This is a genomic window from Patulibacter sp. (genome assembly GCF_030655195.1).
GTDB lineage: Bacteria > Actinomycetota > Thermoleophilia > Solirubrobacterales > Solirubrobacteraceae > Patulibacter.
This window is the reverse complement of the sequence record NZ_JAURWA010000195.1, coordinates 1-19,521: the sequence shown is the minus strand read 5'-3', so window position 1 is coordinate 19,521 and position 19,521 is coordinate 1. Positions and strand designations below refer to the sequence as shown.

Annotated in this window: 15 protein-coding genes and 1 pseudogene; 8 read left to right on the top strand and 8 right to left on the bottom strand. The window is 75.1% G+C overall.

Translation table 11 applies throughout. The features are described 5' to 3' along the window. The first annotated feature begins 19 nt into the window (after positions 1-19). Both Q7T67_RS20650 and Q7T67_RS20645 read left to right on the top strand, forming a co-directional pair. Positions 20-829 carry an alpha/beta fold hydrolase gene (locus Q7T67_RS20650; RefSeq protein ID WP_304794498.1) on the top strand — a complete coding sequence of 270 codons (810 nt, stop codon included), beginning with the start codon at positions 20-22 and terminating at the stop codon, positions 827-829. Between the two features lie 2 nt (positions 830-831). Further along, complete coding sequence (locus Q7T67_RS20645) at positions 832-1,881, top strand: LLM class flavin-dependent oxidoreductase (protein WP_304794495.1); 1,050 nt, start codon at positions 832-834, stop codon at positions 1,879-1,881. 24 nt (positions 1,882-1,905) lie between these two features. On the opposite strand, the gene Q7T67_RS20640 is transcribed toward Q7T67_RS20645, so the two are convergent. Further along, positions 1,906-3,381, bottom strand: a complete 1,476-nt coding sequence (locus Q7T67_RS20640) for an acyl-CoA synthetase (protein WP_370695434.1) — start codon at positions 3,379-3,381, stop codon at positions 1,906-1,908. Between the two features lie 266 nt (positions 3,382-3,647). Here Q7T67_RS20640 and Q7T67_RS20635 point away from each other — a divergent pair, with 266 nt between their 5' ends. Then, positions 3,648-4,820 (top strand): CaiB/BaiF CoA-transferase family protein, encoded by a 1,173-nt coding sequence (locus Q7T67_RS20635; RefSeq protein WP_304794490.1) that lies wholly within the window; start codon positions 3,648-3,650, stop codon positions 4,818-4,820. 108 nt (positions 4,821-4,928) lie between these two features. On the opposite strand, the gene Q7T67_RS20630 is transcribed toward Q7T67_RS20635, so the two are convergent. Continuing rightward, the gene (locus tag Q7T67_RS20630; RefSeq protein ID WP_304794487.1) at positions 4,929-5,777 is read right to left on the bottom strand and encodes a mycofactocin-coupled SDR family oxidoreductase; all 849 of its coding nucleotides are present in this window, start codon (positions 5,775-5,777) and stop codon (positions 4,929-4,931) included. Between the two features lie 167 nt (positions 5,778-5,944). Between Q7T67_RS20630 and Q7T67_RS20625 the strand changes: the two genes are divergently transcribed. Continuing rightward, positions 5,945-6,631, top strand: a complete 687-nt coding sequence (locus Q7T67_RS20625) for an HAD family phosphatase (RefSeq protein WP_304794483.1) — start codon at positions 5,945-5,947, stop codon at positions 6,629-6,631. A 94-nt stretch (positions 6,632-6,725) separates the two neighbouring features. Here the strand turns inward: Q7T67_RS20625 and Q7T67_RS20620 are convergent, their stop codons facing one another. Then, the gene (locus tag Q7T67_RS20620; RefSeq protein ID WP_304794480.1) at positions 6,726-8,009 is read right to left on the bottom strand and encodes an acyl-CoA dehydrogenase family protein; all 1,284 of its coding nucleotides are present in this window, start codon (positions 8,007-8,009) and stop codon (positions 6,726-6,728) included. 127 nt (positions 8,010-8,136) lie between these two features. Here Q7T67_RS20620 and Q7T67_RS20615 point away from each other — a divergent pair, with 127 nt between their 5' ends. Both Q7T67_RS20615 and Q7T67_RS20610 read left to right on the top strand, forming a co-directional pair. Continuing rightward, positions 8,137-9,186: a phosphotransferase family protein gene (locus Q7T67_RS20615; protein WP_304794477.1), complete on the top strand. Its 1,050-nt coding sequence runs from the start codon at positions 8,137-8,139 to the stop codon at positions 9,184-9,186. Between the two features lie 73 nt (positions 9,187-9,259). Further along, entirely contained in the window at positions 9,260-10,036 is a 777-nt protein-coding gene (locus tag Q7T67_RS20610) for an SDR family NAD(P)-dependent oxidoreductase (protein ID WP_304794473.1), read from the top strand. Between the two features lie 27 nt (positions 10,037-10,063). Here the strand turns inward: Q7T67_RS20610 and Q7T67_RS20605 are convergent, their stop codons facing one another. Together Q7T67_RS20605 and Q7T67_RS20600 are read right to left on the bottom strand one after the other, a co-directional pair. Next, positions 10,064-11,998: a GAF domain-containing protein gene (locus Q7T67_RS20605; protein WP_304794470.1), complete on the bottom strand. Its 1,935-nt coding sequence runs from the start codon at positions 11,996-11,998 to the stop codon at positions 10,064-10,066. A 177-nt stretch (positions 11,999-12,175) separates the two neighbouring features. Then, positions 12,176-13,225 (bottom strand): phosphotransferase family protein, encoded by a 1,050-nt coding sequence (locus tag Q7T67_RS20600; protein WP_304794468.1) that lies wholly within the window; start codon positions 13,223-13,225, stop codon positions 12,176-12,178. A gap of 441 nt (positions 13,226-13,666) precedes the next feature. Here Q7T67_RS20600 and Q7T67_RS20595 point away from each other — a divergent pair, with 441 nt between their 5' ends. Further along, positions 13,667-14,425, top strand: a complete 759-nt coding sequence (locus Q7T67_RS20595) for a crotonase/enoyl-CoA hydratase family protein (protein WP_304794465.1) — start codon at positions 13,667-13,669, stop codon at positions 14,423-14,425. A gap of 56 nt (positions 14,426-14,481) precedes the next feature. On the opposite strand, the gene Q7T67_RS20590 is transcribed toward Q7T67_RS20595, so the two are convergent. Beyond that, the gene (locus Q7T67_RS20590) at positions 14,482-15,405 is read right to left on the bottom strand and encodes an AraC family transcriptional regulator (protein ID WP_304794463.1); all 924 of its coding nucleotides are present in this window, start codon (positions 15,403-15,405) and stop codon (positions 14,482-14,484) included. A gap of 99 nt (positions 15,406-15,504) precedes the next feature. On the opposite strand from Q7T67_RS20590, the gene Q7T67_RS20585 reads away from it, so the two are divergent. Further along, positions 15,505-16,200, top strand: coding sequence for an SDR family oxidoreductase (locus Q7T67_RS20585; RefSeq protein WP_304794460.1), 696 nt, complete (start codon positions 15,505-15,507; stop codon positions 16,198-16,200). 72 nt (positions 16,201-16,272) lie between these two features. Here Q7T67_RS20585 and Q7T67_RS20580 read toward each other — a convergent pair whose 3' ends face one another. Both Q7T67_RS20580 and Q7T67_RS20575 read right to left on the bottom strand, forming a co-directional pair. Beyond that, the gene (locus tag Q7T67_RS20580) at positions 16,273-19,050 is read right to left on the bottom strand and encodes a helix-turn-helix transcriptional regulator (RefSeq protein ID WP_304794457.1); all 2,778 of its coding nucleotides are present in this window, start codon (positions 19,048-19,050) and stop codon (positions 16,273-16,275) included. A gap of 50 nt (positions 19,051-19,100) precedes the next feature. Continuing rightward, positions 19,101-19,521: pseudogene (locus Q7T67_RS20575) on the bottom strand (hypothetical protein); the annotation flags it as partial.

Here is a 19,521-nt window from a genome sequence, read left to right as displayed (position 1 = left end):
TCCGAAGGCCGAGGAGCACATGGCGTACCTGAACGTCGACGGCGACCGTCGCATCTACTACGAGCACTACGCCGGCGACGCACGCGCGATCGTCCTGATCCACGGCTGGGGGGCGAGCACGCGCTGCTGGGACACGACGCTCCCCGCGCTCCTGGCCGCCGGCCACGAGGTCGTCGCGCTCGACGTCCGCGCCGCCGGCAAATCGGACAACGACTTCGCGGACGTGACGATCGACGCGACGGCGTCCGACGTCATCGCGCTGATCGAGGCGACCGGTCTCGACCGGCCCGTCATCAACGGCTGGTCGGCCGGGGGTGGCATCGCCGGCGAGGTCGCGATCCGGCTCGGCGACCGCTCGTCCGGGCTCGTCCTGACGTGCGGGGCGAGCCCCCGGTACACCCAGGGCCCGGACTGGCCCCACGGCGGCACGCTCGCCGACATCGAAGGGACCGTCGCGGGAATCCGCGCCGACCGCGCGGCCGGGTTCCGCGGCGTCGCCGGCGCGGTGTGCGCGGCGGACTCCGACGTCTCGCCGGACGCGGTGGACTGGATGTGGCACCAGTTCATGGAGCTCGGCGTCCGCGGCGACGACCTGCTGCTGAGCCTCGCCGAGATCGACCAGCGCGACGGCCTGCGCGCCCTGCCGGTCCCGGCCCTGATCTTCGGCGGCAGGCAGGACCTCTTCGTGCCGTTCGACGCCACGAAGGCCACCGCCGACCTGATCCCCGACGCGCGGTTCGTCGAGACGCCCGGCGGCCACGCCCCGTTCCTCGAGGTCCCCGACCTCTACCGCGACGAGCTGCTCGCGTTCCTCGCGAAGGTCGTCTGATCATGGCCGACGACAGCCCGGCCGACGACGTCCGTTTCGGCCTCTGGTACGACCTGCGCAACCCGGCGCAGTGGCGCCGGCCCTTCGAGCGGTTCTATGCCGAGGTGCTCGACCAGATCCAGTGGGCCGAGACCCAGGGGATCGGCTCGGTCTGGCTGACGGAGCACCACTTCTGCGACGACGGCTACACGCCCTCGCCGCTCGTGGTGGCCGCGGCGATCGCCGCCCGGACGAAGGACCTGCGGATCTCGACGAACCTGATGCTGCCGGCGCTGCACGACCCGGTGCGTCTGGCCGAGGACGCCGCGACGCTGGGGATCCTCAGCGACGGACGCTTCGACCTGGGCATGGCGGTCGGCTACCGCGAGCTCGAGTTCGAGGCGTTCGGGCGCAACATCAAGCACCGGCCGAGCCTCCTGGAGGAGACCGTCGAGGTCGTCCGCCGCGCGTGGTCGGGTCGCTCGATCGCCTTCGGTGGCAAGCGCTTCGACTACCCCGACCTCACCGTCCACCCGCAGCCGGCCCGGGCCCCGGGGGTCTTCATCGGCGGCATGTCGCCGCCGGCGATCGATCGCGCCGCCCGGCTCGGCGACGGCTTCCTCAGCACCCAGAACGCGCACCACGAGATGTACCTCGAGGGGCTCGACCGCGCCGGTCGTCCCCGGTCGGAGGGCGCGATCTACGCCGGCCAGTGGGCCATCGTCTCCGAGGACCCGGAGGCCGAGTGGGCGCGGATCGGACAGCACGCGCTCTACCAGCTCAACGAGTACATCGGCTGGGGGGCCTTCGGCCCGCCGGAGACCACGCCGAAGTTCCCGGACGCCCAGTCGATCATCGACGCCGGCGGGTACATCCTGTGGGACGTCGAGACGGCGATCCGCGAGATCTCCGACCTCCTGGTCGGACAGCCGCTGATCCGCGACGTCCACTTCTGGGCGCAGCTCCCCGGCGAGTCGGTGGAGAGCGGCAGCGCCCGCATCGAGACGTTGACGTCGAAGGTGTTCCCCGCCGTACGCGAGCGCGTGGCGGCGGCGAAGGCCCCCGCGGCCTGAGGCGGAGCCGGGCGTCGCGGGGGCTCAGGCCCCCGCGACGTAGCGGTCGCGCAGCAGCCGCTTGTAGAGCTTCCCCGTCGCGTGGCGGGGCAGCTCGTCCGCGAAGTCGATCGAGCGCGGGCACTTGTACTTCGCCAGCTGCGTGCGGCAGAACGCCAGCAGCTCGGCCTCGAGCTCGGGTCCCGCGGCGGTCGGGTCCGCCGGCTGGACGACGGCCTTGACCTCCTCGCCGAGCTCCTCGTGCGGCACGCCGAAGACCGCGACGTCGGTCACCTTCGGGTGGGTGACGAGGACGGCCTCCGACTCCTGCGGGTAGATGTTCACGCCGCCGCTGAGGATCAGGTCGCTGCGGCGGTCGCTGATGTAGAGGTAGCCGTCCGCGTCGAGGTGGCCCAGGTCGCCGACCGTGGACCAGCCCCGGTCGTTGCGCGACGCCGCGGTCTTCTCGGGGTCGTTGCGGTACGAGAACGACGGGCCGCCCTCGGACCAGATCGTCCCCGTCTCGCCCGGCGGCAGCTCGTGGCCGTCGTCGTCCAGGACGTGGGGGATCCCCAGGAGCGACCGGCCGACCGAGCCGGGGCGCTCGAGCGACTCCTCGGACGTGATGGCGGTGAACATGTTGTTCTCCGTCGCCGCGTAGTACTCGTGGATCACGGGGCCGAACCACTCGATCATCCGCCGCTTGACCTCCGGCGGGCAGGGAGCGGCCGCGTGGATGACGCACCGCAGCGACGAGACGTCGAACGCCAGGCGCTCCTCGTCGGGCAGCTTCAGCATCCGCACGAACATCGTCGGCACCATGAGCGCGTGGGTGACCCGGTGGCGCTCGATGAGCTCCAGCGCCTCGCGGGCGTCGAAGCGCTCCATGACGATCGCCGTCCCCCCGGTGCGGTGGACGGTCATGTTCACCCGCAGCGGGGCCGAGTGGTAGAGCGGCGCCGGCGACAGGTAGACCATGTCGCGGGTGAAGCCGAAGCGCTCCCGCATGAGCGTCGCGACGCCGGGCGGGGTGCCCAGCGGCGCGAGCGACAGCACGTCCTCGATGCCCTTCGGCCGCCCCGTGGTGCCGGAGCTGTAGAGCAGGTCGATCCCCTCCGCCTCGTCCGCGACCGGTTCGGGCGACACGTCCGCGACGAGCGCCTCGAGGTCCTCGAACCCGTCGAGGGGTCCCTCCGTCGACAGCAGCGCGGGAGGGTCCTCCAGCAGCGCGACGGCCTCGAGCACGACGCCGGCGCAGCCCGGGGTCGTGAAGACGACGCGGGTCGCGCTGTCCTGCAGCAGGTACGCGATCTCGGGCGCCGTCAGGCGGGTCGACGCGGCGGTGTACCGCAGCCCCGAGCGCTGCGCCGCCCATGCGACCTCGAAGAACCGTGCGCCGTTCTCCATCACCAGGGCCACGCAGTCGCCGGCCCGGAGCCCGCGGTCGCGGAGGAGTCGCGCGATCCGGCGCGACCGGTCCGTCAGGCGGCCGTAGGTGACCTCCTCGGCGCTCCGCGCCATCCGGTAGGCGACGGCGTCGGGGCGCTCCGCGGCGTGGTCGTCGGGGAACGCGCGGGTCTGCGCCTCGCGCACGCGAGGGGTGGACGAGGACGTGGACTGCGGTGACACCGGTGCGCTCTCCCTTCCGGCCGACGGCCGGTCCCCGCCAGCGTAGGTCCGGCCGTCGGTGGCGCCCGGGGGTGCTCGGGGGCCGATTTGGAGGACCCTCCGAAACGGCCCTGGCGCCCCCGGTCCTGCGTCCCCCGGCCCGGGCCTACGCTCGACCGATGCCCGACGCGCGCGCAGAGCGACCCACCGACCCGTCCGCGGGCGGGCCGTTGGCCGGGGTGCGGGTGATCGAGCTCGCCGGGATCGGGCCGGCGCCCTTCGGCTGCATGATGCTGGCCGACATGGGCGCCGACGTCGTCCGCGTCGACCGGGCGAGCGCGGCGGGCGACCCCGGGGCCGTCGATCGCGCGCTCAACCGCGGTCGCCGGTCGATCGCCGTGGACCTCAAGCGGCCGGAGGGGGTCGAGGTCGTGCTGCGCCTGACGGACGGGGCGGACGTCCTCGTCGAGGGCTTCCGGCCGGGTGTGGCGGAGCGGCTCGGCGTCGGGCCCGACGTGGTGCGCGGGCGCAACCCGCGGCTCGTCTACGCCCGGATGACCGGCTGGGGGCAGGAGGGCCCGTACGCGCAGGCCCCGGGCCACGACCTCAACTACCTCGCGCTCTCCGGTCTGCTCCACGCGATCGGCCGCGCGGACCGGCCCGTCGCGCCGCTGAACGTCGTGGCCGACTTCGGCGGCGGCGGTGCGCTGCTCGCGACGGGCGTCCTCGGCGCGCTGCTCGAGCGGACGCGCTCCGGGGTCGGGCAGACCGTCGACGTGGCGATGGTCGACGGCGCCGGCCAGCTCGCCACGGCGATCCACGGGATGCGCCACGAGGGGTACTGGGAGGACGAGCGCGAGGCGAACCTGCTCGACGGCGGGGCGCACTTCTACGACGTCTACGCCACCGGGGACGGGCGCTTCGTCTCGGTCGCCGCGGTCGAGCCGCAGTTCTACGCCCTGCTGCTCCGCGGCATGGGCATCGACCCGGCCGAGCTGGGCGACCAGGACGACCGCTCGCGCTGGCCGGCGGGCTCCGCGCGGTTCGCCGAGGTCTTCGCCACCCGGACCCGCGACGAGTGGTGCGCGATCCTCGAGCCCCTCGGTGCCTGCTTCGCCCCGGTCCTCACCCTGGACGAGGCGCCGCACCACGCCCACGCGGTCGCGCGCGGCGGCTTCGTCGACGTCGACGGGCACGCCGTCCCCGCTCCGGCCCCGCGCTACGACCGGACGCCGCTCACCGCCGGCGCCGCCCCGGTCCCGGTCGGCGCCGACACCGACGCGACGCTCGCGGCGGCGGGCTTCGCCCCCGACGAGGTCGCCCGTCTGCGCGAGGTGGGGGCGGTGGCCTGAGGGCACGGGGGCGCACCTGGTCGGGGTCGCCGTCCGGGGGACGGACGACGAGACCCGGATCGCCGGCGCGGGACCATCGACGGTCCCGCCCCGGCACGCCCGGTCACCTCACTTCGTCAGGAAGCCCGCGTCCACCGGGATCGCCGTGCCCGTCACGTAGCGGCCCGTGTCGGAGACGAGGAACAGCATCGCGTTGGTCGTGTCGTCGCAGTCGATCCACGGGATCGGGATCGCGTTGGCCTGGCGGTGCGGGGAGCCCTCGCGCTCGGCGTCCTCGCGCGTCGGGTTCTCGACGTCGGGCATGAACAGCTTCCGGGTGAAGGCGTTCTGCACCATCGGCGTGTCGACGTTCGTCGGGCAGATGACGTTGACGCGGATGTGGTCCGGGCCGAGCTCGAGGGCGAGCGACTTGGCGATCCCGACCATCGCGTGCTTCGTCGCGACGTAGTGGACGATGTTGGCCATCCCCTTGAAGCTCGCGACGGAGCCGATCAGCACGATCGATCCTCCGCGACCGCCGGGGCTCGAGGTCCCCATGTGCGGGAGGGACGCGGCGATCGCGTGCCACGTGCCGTTGAGGTTGATGTCGATCAGCTCGTGCCACATGGCGTCGGACATCTCGCGCGCCGAGGAGACGGAGGCGATCCCCGCGTTGGGGATGACGATGTCCAGGCGACCGAACGCGTCGATCCCCTCCGCGAGGACCCCGCGGACCGCGTCGGCGTCGCGGACGTCGGCCTCGCGGGCGACGATGCGCCGGCCGGTCGCCTCGACCAGGCGCACCGTCTCCGCCAGGTCGTCGGCGTCCGGGCCGGGGTAGGAGACCGTGTCGATCGTCCGGTTGACGTCCAGCGCGACGATGTCGACGCCGCGCTCCGCCAGCCGCACGGCGTGGTTGCGGCCCTGGCCGCGCGCCGCGCCGGTGATGAACGCGACCTGTCCCTCGAGATCTCCCATGTCCTGGCTCCTCCGTGGATCGTCGCCGGGCGGTGCGCCGCGGCCTCCCGAGCCTCGCCCAGCCGCGCGCCCGCGCGCTCGGGCCGCGCGGGTCCCGTTCGTCGGGCGCGACAAGGACGGCGGCGCCCGGTCGAGCAGGACCCGCGACCGGTCCATACCGTCGCCGGATGCCCGACAACCCCCCGGCACCCGAGAGCCGCTCCGCTGGCGACGACGCCGCGCCCGGCGTCCCCACCGACCCCACCGCCCTGCTGATCGACTTCGGCGGGGTCCTGACCAGCGGCGTCTTCGCGTCGTTCTCGGCGGCCTGCGTGGCGGAGGGGCTGGAGCCCGACCGCTTCCTGCAGGCGATCCGCGGCACCCCGGAGGCGGGCGGGCTGTTCACCGCCGTCGAGCGCGGCGAGCTGGCCGACGACGAGTTCGAGCGGGCGTTCGCCCCGATGCTGGGACCCGACGTGCGGCCCGAGGGCCTGCTGCGCCGGCTGACCGCGGCGCTGCGGCCGGACGAGCCGATGCTCGCCGCCGTCCGCGACCTGCGCGCCGCCGGCGTCACGACCCTCCTGCTGTCGAACTCGTTCGGCATGCACGCCTACGACGACTACGACCTCCCCGGGCTCTTCGACCACGTCGTGCTCTCCGGTGACGTCGGCGTCCGCAAGCCCTCCGGTGCGATCTACCGCCTGGCGCTCGAGCGCGCCGCCGTGACCGCCGACCGCGCGGTCTTCGTCGACGACCTCGAGCAGAACGTCGTCGCCGCCGGTCGCGCAGGGATCCACGGCGTACTCCACGTCGAGGCGGCCACGACGATCCCCGCTCTCGAGGCGGCCTTCGGCGTCCCGCTGGGCGCCGGCTGACGCCCGGCGCGGGGCGCCCCGGCGCCGCCCGGCCGACGCCTCTCGCGGGTCGCGGCGGGACGGCCGCCCGCCGCCCTCGCGGGTCGGCCCCGCCTCAGACCAGGCTCGACGTCGAGGCGTACTCCGGGTAGAGCTTCTCGGCGGCCGCACGTCGCGTCGGGATGTGGTCCGTCGGGACGTCCCGGGGCTCGTAGCCGCGGAGGATCCTCTTGGCGACGGTGACGCGATGGACCTCGTCCGGGCCGTCGTAGAAGCGGGCGGCACGGGACCAGCGGTACATCTGCTCGAGCGGCATGTCGGTCGAGTAGCCCAGTGAGCCGTGGACCTGGATCGCCTTGTCGAGGACCTCGTGCATCACCGGTGCGCCGGCGTACTTGATCATCGCGATCTCGGTGCGGGCCGCGGACGCGCCGACGCGGTCCATCGTCCACGCCGCGTGGAGCGTCAGGAGGCGCGCGGACTCGATCGCCGCGGCCGAGTCGGCGATCCAGTTCTGGATCGTCTGCTTCTCGCTCAGCAGGCCGCCGTGGACGCTCTTGGAGACGGCGCGCTCGCACATCGCGTCGAACGCGCGACGGCAGACGCCGATCCAGCGCATGCAGTGGTGGATCCGCCCCGGGCCGAGGCGCTTCTGGGCGAGGACGAACGCGCCGCCCTCCTCGCCGAGCAGGTGGTCGGCCGGCACCCGGACGTCCTCGTAGAACACCTCGGAGTGCTGGTGGTTGAGGCCGTCGGACTCCGGCTCGTGCATCAGCCCGATGTCGCGCATCGACAGGCCGGCGCTGTCGGTGGGCACGATGAACATCGACATCGTCCGGTACGGGTCCGCGCCCTCGGACGTGTCGGTCCGGACCATGACGATGTGGAAGTCGCTCCGGGCCGCGTTGCCCACGAGCCACTTGGTGCCGTTGATGACCCACTCGTCGCCGTCCCGGACGGCGGTCGACGTGAACTGGCGCGGATCCGAGCCGGTCCCCTGCTCGGTCATGGAGAACGCGCTGTAGAGACGGCCGTCGAGCAGCGGCTGGCCCCAGCGCTCCCACTGCGCCGGATCTCCGGCGATGGCGATCAGCTCGGAGTTGCCGGAGTCCGGCGCGTTGTTGCCGAAGACCGGGGGCGCCAGGTCGGAGCCGCCGAGGATCTCGTGCATCAGGCCGAGCTTGACCTGCCCGAAGCCCTGGCCTCCGTGCTCGGGGCCGAGGTGCGCGGCCCACAGGCCCTGCTCCTTGACCTCCTCCATGAGCGGCTTGATCACCTCGCGGTACGAGCGCCAGTCCAGGTCGAGCGTCTCGAGCGGGTAGATCCGCTCGCGCACGAAGGACCGCATCCACTCCAGCTTCTGCTCGAACTCGGGTTCGGTGGAGAAGTCCCAGGCCATACCTCCAACCTAGGCCTCGCGCGCGGCCGCGCCCACCGGCCGTCCGGGGGCGTTCTCGGAGCTTCCTCCAAATCGGCGCCCCCGGCGGGGGTCCGCCGTCCCCGCCGTGGGCGAGACTCGAGCCGTCGTGTCCGAGACCGCCGTCCGCCCGCCCACGCCCGTCCAGCCCGCGCTCGCGGCGTGGCTCGAGCAGGAGCTCGGCGTCGCGGGGCCCTTCGCGCTGGACCGCCTGACGGGCGGCAACTCCAACGAGACGCTGCTCCTGACCGCCGGGGACCGGCGGTGGGTCGTGCGCCGCCCTCCGGCCGAGGCCATCTCGAAGAGCGCGCACGACATGGGACGGGAGCACCGGATCCTCGTCGCGCTCGACCGCACCGACGTCCCGGCGCCGGCGCCGGTCGCCGCCTGCTCGGACCCGGACGTGCCGGGTGCCCCGTTCATGGTCATGGAGGCGGTCGACGGTCACGCGATCGCCGACGAGCTGCCGGCCGACTACCCGCCGGGTGCCGAGACCCTCCGGGCCGTCGGGTTCGCGGCGATGGACGCCCTCGCCGCCCTGCACCGCGCGCCGTGGCGGACGATCGGACTGGCCGACTTCGGCCGGCCCGACGGGTTCCTCGGCCGGCAGGTCGGCCGGTGGAGCGGCCAGCTCGAGCGCTACCGCCACCGCCCGCTGCCGTGGTTCGACGAGCTCGCGACGTGGCTCCAGGAGCAGCGGCCGCCCGACGGCGAGCCGGGCATCCTCCACGGCGACTTCCACCTCGACAACCTGCTGCTGACCCCCGGCCCCGAGATCGCGCCCGCCGCGATCATCGACTGGGAGATGGCGACGATCGGCGATCCGCTGCTCGACCTGGGCCTCTTCCTCGGGTTCTGGGGCACCGAGCGCCCCGCCGAGCCCGCGATGCCCCACGTCCAGGGCGTCTCCCGTGCGCCCGGCAGCCCGTCCCGCGCCGAGCTCGCCGCGCGCTACGCGGAGGGCAGCGGCCGCTCCGTCGAGCACCTCGACTGGTACATGGCGCTCGCGTTCTGGAAGCTCGCCGCGATCGTCGAGGGCGCGCACGCCCAGTACGTGCAGGGCCAGCTCCTGACCCCGTACGCCGCCCGGCTGGAGCACGACGTCCCGCGCCTGCTGACCGAGGCGGCCGGGTTCGCCGGCCTCGCCCCGCGCCCGTGACACCGCCCGTCACGGCGACCGCCGGCCGCGGCCCGCGCCGCCGCCACCTGGCACCCCGACCCGGAAGACCCGCATGACCGACCCGACCGATCCCGCACGTCCCCTCGAAGGCAAGGTCGCGCTCGTCACCGGCGGCAGCCGAGGGCTGGGCCGCGAGACGGTCCTCGCCTTCGCCCGCGCGGGCGCCGACGTGGTGATCGCCAGCCGGGACCACGACAGCTGCGAGGCGCTCGCCGCGACCGTCCGTTCCGAGACCGGCCGTCGCGCCCTGGCGTTCGGCTGCCACGTGGGCCGCTGGGACGAGCTCGATGACCTGGTCGAGGCGAGCTACGCCGAGTTCGGCAGGGTCGACGTGCTCGTCAACAACGCGGGCATGTCGCCGGTCTACGACACCCCGGCGGACGTCTCGAAGGCCCTCTGGGACAAGGTCGTCGACGTGAACCTCGCGGGCCCGTTCCGCCTGATGGCGGCCGTCGGCGCCCGGATGGCGGCGGGCGAGGGCGGGTCGATCATCAACGTCTCGAGCGTCGCCGGCACCAACCCCACGCCGCACGTGCTCCCGTACGCCGCGGCGAAGGCCGGCCTCGACGCCCTGACGGTCGGCTTCGCCCGGGCCTTCGGGCCGACGGTCCGCGTCAACGGGATCGTCCCCGGCACGTTCCTCACGGACATCGCGAAGGCCTGGGACCAGGAGGCCTTCGCACGGGAGTCCGCGGGCTTCGCCCTCCAGCGCGGCGGCCGCCCGGACGAGATCGTCGGGGCGATGCTCTACTTCGCCACCGCCGCCAGCAGCTACACGACCGGGTCGCTGCTGCGGGTGGACGGGGGATACCTCCAGCCCGCGGAGTGAGCGGGCCGGGTCGGGCACGGACGACGCTCAGGCGTCGGCCGCCGCGTCGGCCTCGGTCGCCGTGCCGGGCCCGGGTGCCTCGACGCCCGCCTCCCACGGCAGGACGCCCTTCAGGCGCAGGATCAGCAGTGCCAGCTGCACGCTGAACTGGGCGTCCGAGTCGTCCGTGACGTCGAGCTCCGTCAGGGTCTCGGTCCGCATGATCCGGTACCGGATCGTGTTCTCGTGGACGCCCATGGCCTGCGACGTGCGGCGGACGGAGCGGCCGTTGCGGCAGAAGACGTGCAGCGTCGTCAGGAGGTCCGCACGGGACTTGTCCGTGAGCAGCCTCCCGAGCGTCTCCTCCACGAAGCGGTCGGCCTCCGCCGCGTTGGAGGTCGAGAGGAACAGCCGCCCGGCCCCCAGGTCGTTGGCGGCGAGGACCTGGCTGCGGTCGTCGCCCGCGAAGGTGTTGAGGCACCGGACGACCTGCGTGGCCTGCTCGTAGGCGCGGACGTAGTCCGTCGGCCGGCGACAGACCGTCGAGATGCCGGCGATCAGCGCGCCGTCGGCGTCGAGCGCCGCGCAGGCGGCCGTGGCGCGGGCCTTCACGGCCTCCAGGCCCTTCACGTCGTCGGACGGCAACGGGACGATCACGCCCACGCCGTCCGTCACGGCGGTGGCCATGGGGCGCGCCCCGTCCTCGGCCGCGAACGCCTCGGCCACCGCCCGGGCGTCGGGCACGATCGTGCCGGACTCCGCGGCGGTGGTGATGAGGCACAGGGCGTGCGGCGCGTCGATGCGGATGCCCATGTGCTCCGCACGCCGCTCGAGCGCCGAGATGTCCCGGTTGCCGCGGATCAGCTCGCCGGCGAGGGACGCCCCGACGTTCCACTCGGCGGCGGCCGCGCGCCGCTCGGCGCTCATGCCCCAGGCGATGACGGTGGCGCCGCGACGGGCGACGATCATGTCGAAGTTCGTCAGCCGGCTGCCGTGCTCGAGCAGCAGCAGGTGGCCCCACTGGTCCGTGCCCGCCGCGACCGGCGCGACGATGCAGCGGTTGTGGACGCCGGCGTACGGCATGGGGCCGACCACGCCGGGCCGGTTGTCCCGCAGACCGGCGAGCGCACGCCGGACGTCGGGGTGTGCCCGCGTCTCGGTGGACAGCAGCTTCGGGAGCATCCCGTCCTCGGAGCCGGGCGGCCGGCCCACCGCGATCTGCCGGAACTCGGCGTCGTGGATCGCGCAGGCCTTGCCGGTCAGGTCGGCGATCGCGGACGCGATCTCGCGCATGTTGCTGCCCTCGAGGACCAGGGCCGTCAGCCGGTCGTCGACGACCGCGGCGCGGCGCATGCTGGCGTTCTGGGTCGCGACGGTCGTGAGCCTGGCGCGCAGGTCCGAGGTCAGCCGGGCCTGCTGGATCGCGATCGCCGCGAGGTTCGCGAACATCGAGGCGATCGCCTCGTCGGCGGCCGTGTAGGACCGGCGCTGGTCCGCGTCGTCGAGGTAGACGATGCCGACGACGTCGCCACGCAGCACCATCGGCACGCCGAGCATGGAGCGGACGTCCCACGAGCGCATGGTGGACTTGATCGGTCGCGTGTCGCTGCGGGTGTCCTGCACGACCACCGGAGCCTTGGTGGCCACGATCTCGCGGGTGAAGGCGTCGCCGGCGCCGCCGGACGTCAGGCGCTTGACGCCCTCGTCGATGTCGTGCAGCCAGTGCCCGACCTGGCCGCGGTACAGGCTGGAGCGCTCGTCCCGCAGGTACAGGCTGCAGCGGCGCACACCGACGAGCGCGCAGATCTTCCGCGCGATCAGGTGCAGCAGGTCGTCCAGCTCGTGGAGCTCGGACAGCGCCTCGGACACGTCGCCGAACGCCGCGATCGCCTCCGCGTACGGGGCCGCCGCCCGCGGGCCCTCCAGGCGGCCATCGGCGGGCGCCTGGATCTGGTGGTGCGGGGCGGTGATCTGGGAACCCACGGGTCTCTCGAATCGACGATCCTGGACTCGGCGGCGGGGGCCGTCGCGGATCCCGACGGTCCCACGACGGGGCGGACCGGATGCACCCCGCCGCGCGCTGATTCGTAGTCCCCTCCAACACTAGGGCCGGACGGGCCCGCTGCGGGAACCATCGCCACCGTCCGGACGGACGGCGGCTCAGGCGTCGAGGACCCGCAGCGCCTCCTCGGCGAGGAGCGGCGCCGCCCGGGCGATGACGTCGGGGTCCAGGCCGTCGTCGCCCATGACGCCGGCCGCGTAGCGCGCGTGGATGCCCTCGGCGATGCAGGCGAGCTTCCAGTAGCCCAACGCCATCCAGAACTCGACCTCGGACACGTCGGCCCCGGTGCGGGTGGCGTAGCGGTCGACGAGGAAGCGACGGTCCGGGAACCCCTCCACGCGCGTCGGCGTGCCCGTCAGCGCCGGGGTGCGGTCGTCGTCGGGGGCGATCCAGTAGGTGAGCAGCAGGCCCAGGTCGGCGAGCGGGTCCCCGAGCGTGCAGAGCTCCCAGTCGAGCACCGCGCTGACGGTGCCGTCGGGCCGGAACACCGTGTTGTCGAGACGGAAGTCGCCGTGCACGACGCCGAGGCGCCGCTGCGGCGGGACGCGGGCGGACAACCGTCGGTGGCCGTCCTCGATCGCGGGGATGTCGCGGGAGCGCGACGCGGACCACTGCTTGTGCCAGCGGCGCAGCTGCCGTTCGGCGAAGCCGTCGCGTCGCGACAGGTCCCCCAGCCCGACGGCGTCCGGATCGACGGCGTGGAGGTCGGCCATCGCGTCGATCAGGGACTCGGCGAGCCGATGACGGCCGGCGACGGGGACGTGCGCCTCGACGGCCCGCTCGTCGCGGAGGATCACGCCGTCGACGAACTCCATGACGTAGAACGGCGCGCCCGTGACGTCCAGGTCGGTGCAGAGGCCGAGCACGGGCGGCACGGGGACGGCGGTCGGGCCGAGCGCCGAGATGATCCGGTGCTCGCGGGCGACGTCGTGGGCCGACTCCAGCACCAGGCCGGTCGGCGGTCGGCGGAGCACGACGCGTCGCCCGTCGGCGTCGGTGACGGCATAGGTCAGGTTCGAACGGCCGCCGGCGACGAGGTCGAAGTCGAACGGCCCGCGGAGCCCGGCGTGGGCCTCGAGCCAGGCCGGGACCCGGTCGGCGTCGATCCCCGGCAGCGTCACCGCGGCGCCCGCGGTCGCATCGGTCATCGAGTGCTCCGCAGGGCGGGCGCGGGGCGGGGAGGTCGGTGGGACGAGAGTCGGGCCACGATCGTGGTGCTCCTTGCAGGGCGGGGAGGGCTTGGGATCGAGGGTACGGCGGACCGATCCGCGCGCACCCGTGCGGCGACCGGCGACTTGGAGACGCGCACATGAACGTCCACCGATCCGGCCCGTTCCCCGCACGCGGGGGCCGGGGACGCCCCGGCGGTCGCCGCCGGACGGCGGGGCGGGAGGGCGCGAGGATGCTTCGCGCGGCGGATCTTGTGGAGGACTACGAATGCTCCGGGGTGGCGATCCCCGGCCCGAGGCCTCGTGGGAGACCGTGGGAGACGGTCGATGCCGATCCGCCGAGAGGAACGCCGTGCCGAGACCCATGCGCCCGAGGGACGCCGCGACCGGAGGGACGCGGAGCTTCGTGAGGGCGATCCGATGAGCGTCCGCGCCACCGACACGGACGGGGTCCTGGTGATCACCCTGGACCGCCCGGAGGCCTACAACGCGTTCGACCGCGCCCAGGCCGAAGGCCTCTCCGCCGCCCTCGACCGGCTCGATGCCGACGACGCCCTGACGTGCGGCGTGATCACCGGGGCGGGCGGTCGGTTCTGCGCCGGGTCCGACCTCCGGGCCGTCGCCGCGGGCGCGTCGATGCGCGTGCCGCCGCGCGGCTTCTACGGCATGCTCGAGCGGCCGCCCGCGAAGCCCGTGATCGCCGCGGTCGAAGGCGCCGCGGTGGGCGGGGGCTGGGAGCTCGCGATGGCGTGCGACCTGGTGGTCGCGGCGCGAGGGGCGGTCTTTGCGCTCCCGGAGGTCCACCGGGGCGTGATCGCCTCGGGAGGCGCCCTCGCCCGGCTGCCGCGCCGCGTGCCGTACCACCTGGCGATGGAGCTGCTCCTGACGGGCCGGTCCGTGCCGGCGGAGGAGGCCGCGCGGCTCGGATTCGTCAACCGGGTCACGGAGGACGGCGGTGCCCTCGCCGGCGCGCTGGCACTGGCGGCGGAGGTCGGACGGGGCGGACCGGTCGCGGTCCGTGCCACCAAGGAGGGCGTCGACCGCTCGCTGGACGGCGACGCGGACCACGGCTGGGCGGTGTCGCGCGAGCTCGTCGAGCGCGTCGTCGCGTCGGAGGACATGGCCGAGGGGGTCGCCGCGTTCCTCGAGAAGCGCGAGCCACGGTGGACGGGGCGCTGACGCAGCCGTGCTCCGGTACCGGCGCGCGGGCCTCGCTGGATCGGCCCCGCGACCGCCTACGCGGCCCGCGAGGTCGTGCGGAACCGCCCCGGGGCCTGGCCGCGCGCCCGGCTGAACGCCCGGCTGAAGGCGGGCACCGAGGCGTACCCGACCCCCTCGGCGACGGTGTCGATCGGGTCGTCGGTGTCGCGCAGGCGCCGGGCCGCGAGGTCCATCCGCCAGCGGGTGAGGTAGGCGGCGGGCGTCTCGCCGACCAGCTCCGGGAACCGCCGGGCGAGCGTCGCGCGCGAGACGGAGACCTCGGCGGCGAGCATCCCGGTCGTCCACGGATGGGACGGGTCGTCGTGGATGCGCGCGACCGCGGCGCCGATCACGGGATCGCGCAGGACGCGCAGCCAGCAGCCGTCCCGCGGCGCCGGGCTGTCCGCGAGCCAGACGCGCAGGAGCTGGATCAGCAGGATGTCGACGAGGCGGTCCAGCACGACGGTGCCGGCCAGCTGGGGGTCGGCGAGCTCGCGGCCGAGCAGCCGGACGGTGTCCTGCAGCCCGGGACCGCCGTCGTGGGCCCGCAGGTGGACGACGTCCGGGAGCGTCTCGAGCACCTGGGTCGTGACGACGGGGTCGTGCGAGTAGTGCGCGCAGACGATCTGCGTCCGGGTCGGTCCCCGGCCCATGCGCGTGGTGCCGACCCCGGTGCGCTCGAACCCGTCGTACGTGCCCTCGTCGGTGCGGGCCAGCGCGACGGGGTCGCTCGCGATGGCGTGGGCGACGCCCCGGGGGAGCAGGACGACGTCGCCCGGCATCAGCTCGACCGCCTCGTGCCCGGGCACCGCCAGCCACGCCGTGCCGGCCGTCACCGCGTGGAACGCCGCGTCGCGCGTCCGCGGGGCCCACCAGCCCCAGTCCGCCCCGGCGTCGATGCGGCTCCCCAGGGTCCCGCGGACCCCGGAGACCGCGAGCACGTCGGCGAGCACGTCCATCGCCCCGAGTGTAGCGACGGCTCGTCGATGAGTCGATCGGCAATGAATGTGCGGCTCTCAGGCATTGTCCGTCGCACTATCTCGTCGTACCTTCGATGCATGGACATCACGGGAACCACCGCCCTCGTCACCGGCGCCAACCGCGGCCTCGGCCGCCACTTCGCCTCCCAGCTGCTCGAGCGGGGCGCCCGGCGCGTCTACGCCGCGGCCCGGGACCCCTCGACGATCGACCTGCCCGGCGTCGTCGCGGTGGCGCTGGACGTCACCGACCCCGCGTCGGTCGCGGCCGCCGCGGCGCTGGCGGGCGACACGACGCTGCTGGTCAACAACGCGGGGATCTCCCAGCCGCAGCCGCTGCTCTCGGGCGACCTCGAGGTCATGCGGCGCGAGATGGAGACCAACCACTTCGGCATCCTCGCGACGCTCCGGGCCTTCGCCCCGATCCTCGCGGCGAACGGGGGCGGCGGCGTGCTGAACGTCCTCTCGGCGATGTCGTGGGGCGCGAGCCCGGGGGTCAGCGGCTACGGCGCCTCGAAGGCGGCCGCGTGGAGCCTGACCAACCACGCCCGCCTCGAGCTGGCGGCGCAGGGGACCCAGGTCACGGGCCTGTACCTCGCGCTCACCGACACCGACATGACCGCCGGCTTCGACGCCCCGAAGAACGACCCCGCCGACGTCGTCCGGGCGGCGCTCGACGGCCTGGCGGCGGGCGCGGCGGAGGTCGTCGCCGACGAGGACACCGCGCGGGTCAAGGCCGAGCTGTCCCGCGATCCCGCAGAGGCGATCGCGCTGTAGGGGCCCGACCCGCCGGGGTCCTCGTCGTCCGTCGGGCGACGGCGCACGCGGGCCGGCGACCGGCGACGCGCGCTATCCGCCCAGCGCCGCGGCGAGCCCGTGGCGCCCGGCGACGCCGAGCTTGCGGTAGGCGTTGCCCAGGTGCAGCTCGACGGTCTTGGTGGTGACGAAGAGCTCAGCGGCGATCTCCCGGTTCGTGCGGCCCGCCGCCGCGCGCTCCACCACCCGGCGCTCCGACGTGGTGAGGGCCGCCGGACCATGCAGCGCCGTCTTCCGCGGACGGCCTCCCGCCGCGTGCAGCTCCCGGCGGGCGCGGGCCTCCAGGAGGGTCGCGCCGGCCGAGGCGGCGAGCTCGAGGCCCTCGCGCAGGACCACGCGGGCGTCCGCCGGGCGACCCGCGGCCCGCAGGCCGGCGCCGAGCTGGACCTGCGCCTTCGCCAGCTCGAGCCGGGCCGGCGTGCCGCGGGCCACGTCGACGGCCTGCTGCAGGCGGAGGAGGCCGTCGTCGCCCTGCACCGTCCCCAGCACCCGCAGGGCCCGGGCGACGACGCCCGGCGCACCCCATGCCCGCGCACCGTCGAGCGCCGAGGTCGCCGCGGCGATCGCCTCGTCCCGGCGGCCCAGGCCGTCGAGGGCCTGCGCCTGCAGGAGCAGCGGAGGCGTGTCGATCGGTGCGGCGAGGAAGGCGAAGCGTCGCGCGGCGTCGCGCGCGGCGTCCAGGGCCTCCGCGAAGCGCCCGTCGGCGAGCAGCAGGCGGACGTCCGCGTCGGCCAGGAGGCGTGCCGCGTCCGCGGCGTCCTCGGTGCCCGCGCCGGCGTCGTCCAGGGCGGCGCGGGCGCCGTGCAGGTCGCCGCGCTCGCGCAGGACCCACGAGCGGAACGCGAGCCCGTGGAGCTGCGTCCGCGGCGCGGCCCGCCAGTCCCGCGCGGACTCGACGGCCCCCGCGAGCGACGCCTCGGCGGCGGCCAGCTCGCCCCGGCGCGCCAGGCAGTAGCCGCGGAACAGGCCGACCGCGGTCCTCGAGGCGTGCGACCCGCGCCGCTCGCCCTCCTCCAGGAGTGCCGCCCATCCCGCGTCGGCCTCGGGCCGGTCGGCCAGGTCGAGGACGAGCACCGCGGTGACCGACAGGAACACGCTGTCGGCGCGGACGAGCTCGCCGTCCTCCAGCGCCGCGAGCGCGAGCGCGGCGCACTCCTCCGCCGAGCCGCCGTCGTAGGCGCGCAGCCGCGAGGTCGCGGCGGCGAGCATGCGCGCCCCGATGCCCGGGGGCAGGGGGAGCTCGCGGCCGGCGGCCAGCCCCGCGGCCGTCGGCAGGACCCGGGGGTCGTACAGGGAGGCCATGAGCTCGACCGTCAGGAGCCGTCGGCGGAGGTCCTCCGATCCCGGGCCGAGCGCGGCGGCGGCGTCCCGGAGCACCGGCCGGCTCTCCCGGACCTGGCCGCGGAAGAGCAGCAGCCGCGCGAGGTCCAGGGCCACGAGCGCCCGGTCCTCGGGCCCGTCGACCAGGCGCAGCGCCTCGCGCAGGCGGTCCTCGGCGACGGCGCTGTCGACGGGCATCGCCGCGCGGCCGGCGGCGAGCACCAGGCCCGGGCGGGCGTCGTCGGGCGGCGGTTCGGCCAGCGCGCGCTCCAGGAACGCCACGGCGTCGGCCGGCGCCCCGGCGCGCGACGACGCCTGCGCCGCGTCGACCAGGACGTCGCAGACCCACGCCCGGCCCGCGGCCGGCGTCCGGAGCAGGTGGGCGGCGACGGTCCCCGGCGACCCGTGGCGGTCGTGCAGCAGCGTCGCCGCCCGGTCGTGCGCGACGGCCCGCTCGGGTGCCGGGATCGCCTCGTACACCGCGGAGCCCACCAGCGGGTGGACGAAGCGCGGCGCCGGACCGTCGGCGAGGATCTCCGCCCCGATCAGGGCGGACGCCGCCCGCCGGGCCTCGTCGGGCCCCAGGCCGGCCAGCTCGGCGGCCGACGCGGGGTCCGCGGCGTCGCCGAGGACGGCGATCGCGCGCGCGAGCTCGCCGCTGCCCGCAGGCAGGCCGTCGAGGCGGACGAGCACGGTCCGCAGCACCGCCCGCGGCCCCAGCGCGGACACCGCGGACAGCTCGCCCGGCACCGGGGCGACGCGCTCCGCCCGCAGGGTCTTGACGAGCTCCGTCAGGAGCAGCGGGTTGCCGCCCGTGGACGCCCGGCACGCCGAGGCGAACGACGGCGCCGCCTCGCGGCCCAGCGCGGCCGTCAGCAGCGCGCCCGTCGCGGTGTCGCTCAGGGGCCGGGGGCGGAGCACGACGGCGAGCGGGTCCCCCGTCAGGTCCGCGAGCAGCGCGGCGCTCGGCGTGCGCTCGAACGGGCGCAGCGTCGCGAGCACCGACGTCCGCAGGCGCTCGAGCCGCCGGGCGAGGTAGCCCAGCACCTGGAGCGACGGGTCGTCGCAGAGGTGCAGGTCGTCGACGACGAGCAGCAGCGGACCCTCGGCGGCCAGGTCCTCGACGCGACGGGCGAGCGCCGCGAGGACCGCGAAGGACGCGTCGTCGACGACCCGGTCGCCCGCGGTGGGCACCGGGGCCGCGGAGAGCGCCTCGTCCGCTGCCGCGTCACCGGCGAAGAGCTGCCCGACGACGCCGAACGGCAGTCGGCGCTCGCGTTCGCTGCCGCGGGCGGACAGGACGCGGACGCCGGCGGCGGTCGCCAGCGCGCGGGCGTGGAGCAGCAGGCGGGTCTTGCCGATGCCGCCCGGTCCCTCGATCACGAGCAGGCCCGGTCGTCCGTCGCCGGCCCCGGCCACCGCGGCGGCGACGGTCTCCAACTCGTCGTCCCGCTCCAGCAGCCGGGAGGACCCGGTGGGGATGGGGGACACGGGGGGATCGTAGGCGCCCCGCGATCCCCCCACCCGTCGTGCGTCGCGCGTTACCGCAGGCGGGTCGCCCGGGACGCCGCGGTCGTGGTGCCGCCGGCCGTCGTGGCGCGCACGCTCACCGCGACCGTCAGCCGCTTCTTGGAGCGGAGCGCGCGAACGGCCTTGGCGGGCAGCCGGAGGGTCACGGTCTTCTTCGACGCGGTCGACCGCGTCGTCGCGAGCCGGACCTTCGTGGTCTTCCGGCCGCTCTTGAACGACACGGTGCCGCCGACGACGAGCGAGGCGCGACGGTCGCACCGGACCGTCACCCCGAAGCGGCCCTTCTTCACCTTCGACGGCCGGGCGACCGTGCACTTCGCCTTGGCCTTCGGTGCGCCGGTGACGGGACCTGCGGGGCTCGGGACGGGCGTCACGACGGGCGCCGGGGTCGTGGCGACGGGCGGCGTGGCCGTCCCGGCACCGCCGCCCGCC

Coding starts and splice junctions, on each gene's coding strand:
- Q7T67_RS20650 (WP_304794498.1), top strand. CDS start 20: ATGGCGTACCTGAACGTCGACGGCGACCGTCGCATCTACTACGAGCAC.
- Q7T67_RS20645 (WP_304794495.1), top strand. CDS start 832: ATGGCCGACGACAGCCCGGCCGACGACGTCCGTTTCGGCCTCTGGTAC.
- Q7T67_RS20640 (WP_370695434.1), bottom strand. CDS start 3,381: ATGGCGCGGAGCGCCGAGGAGGTCACCTACGGCCGCCTGACGGACCGG.
- Q7T67_RS20635 (WP_304794490.1), top strand. CDS start 3,648: ATGCCCGACGCGCGCGCAGAGCGACCCACCGACCCGTCCGCGGGCGGG.
- Q7T67_RS20630 (WP_304794487.1), bottom strand. CDS start 5,777: ATGGGAGATCTCGAGGGACAGGTCGCGTTCATCACCGGCGCGGCGCGC.
- Q7T67_RS20625 (WP_304794483.1), top strand. CDS start 5,945: ATGCCCGACAACCCCCCGGCACCCGAGAGCCGCTCCGCTGGCGACGAC.
- Q7T67_RS20620 (WP_304794480.1), bottom strand. CDS start 8,009: ATGGCCTGGGACTTCTCCACCGAACCCGAGTTCGAGCAGAAGCTGGAG.
- Q7T67_RS20610 (WP_304794473.1), top strand. CDS start 9,260: ATGACCGACCCGACCGATCCCGCACGTCCCCTCGAAGGCAAGGTCGCG.
- Q7T67_RS20600 (WP_304794468.1), bottom strand. CDS start 13,225: ATGACCGATGCGACCGCGGGCGCCGCGGTGACGCTGCCGGGGATCGAC.
- Q7T67_RS20595 (WP_304794465.1), top strand. CDS start 13,667: ATGAGCGTCCGCGCCACCGACACGGACGGGGTCCTGGTGATCACCCTG.
- Q7T67_RS20590 (WP_304794463.1), bottom strand. CDS start 15,405: ATGGACGTGCTCGCCGACGTGCTCGCGGTCTCCGGGGTCCGCGGGACC.
- Q7T67_RS20585 (WP_304794460.1), top strand. CDS start 15,505: ATGGACATCACGGGAACCACCGCCCTCGTCACCGGCGCCAACCGCGGC.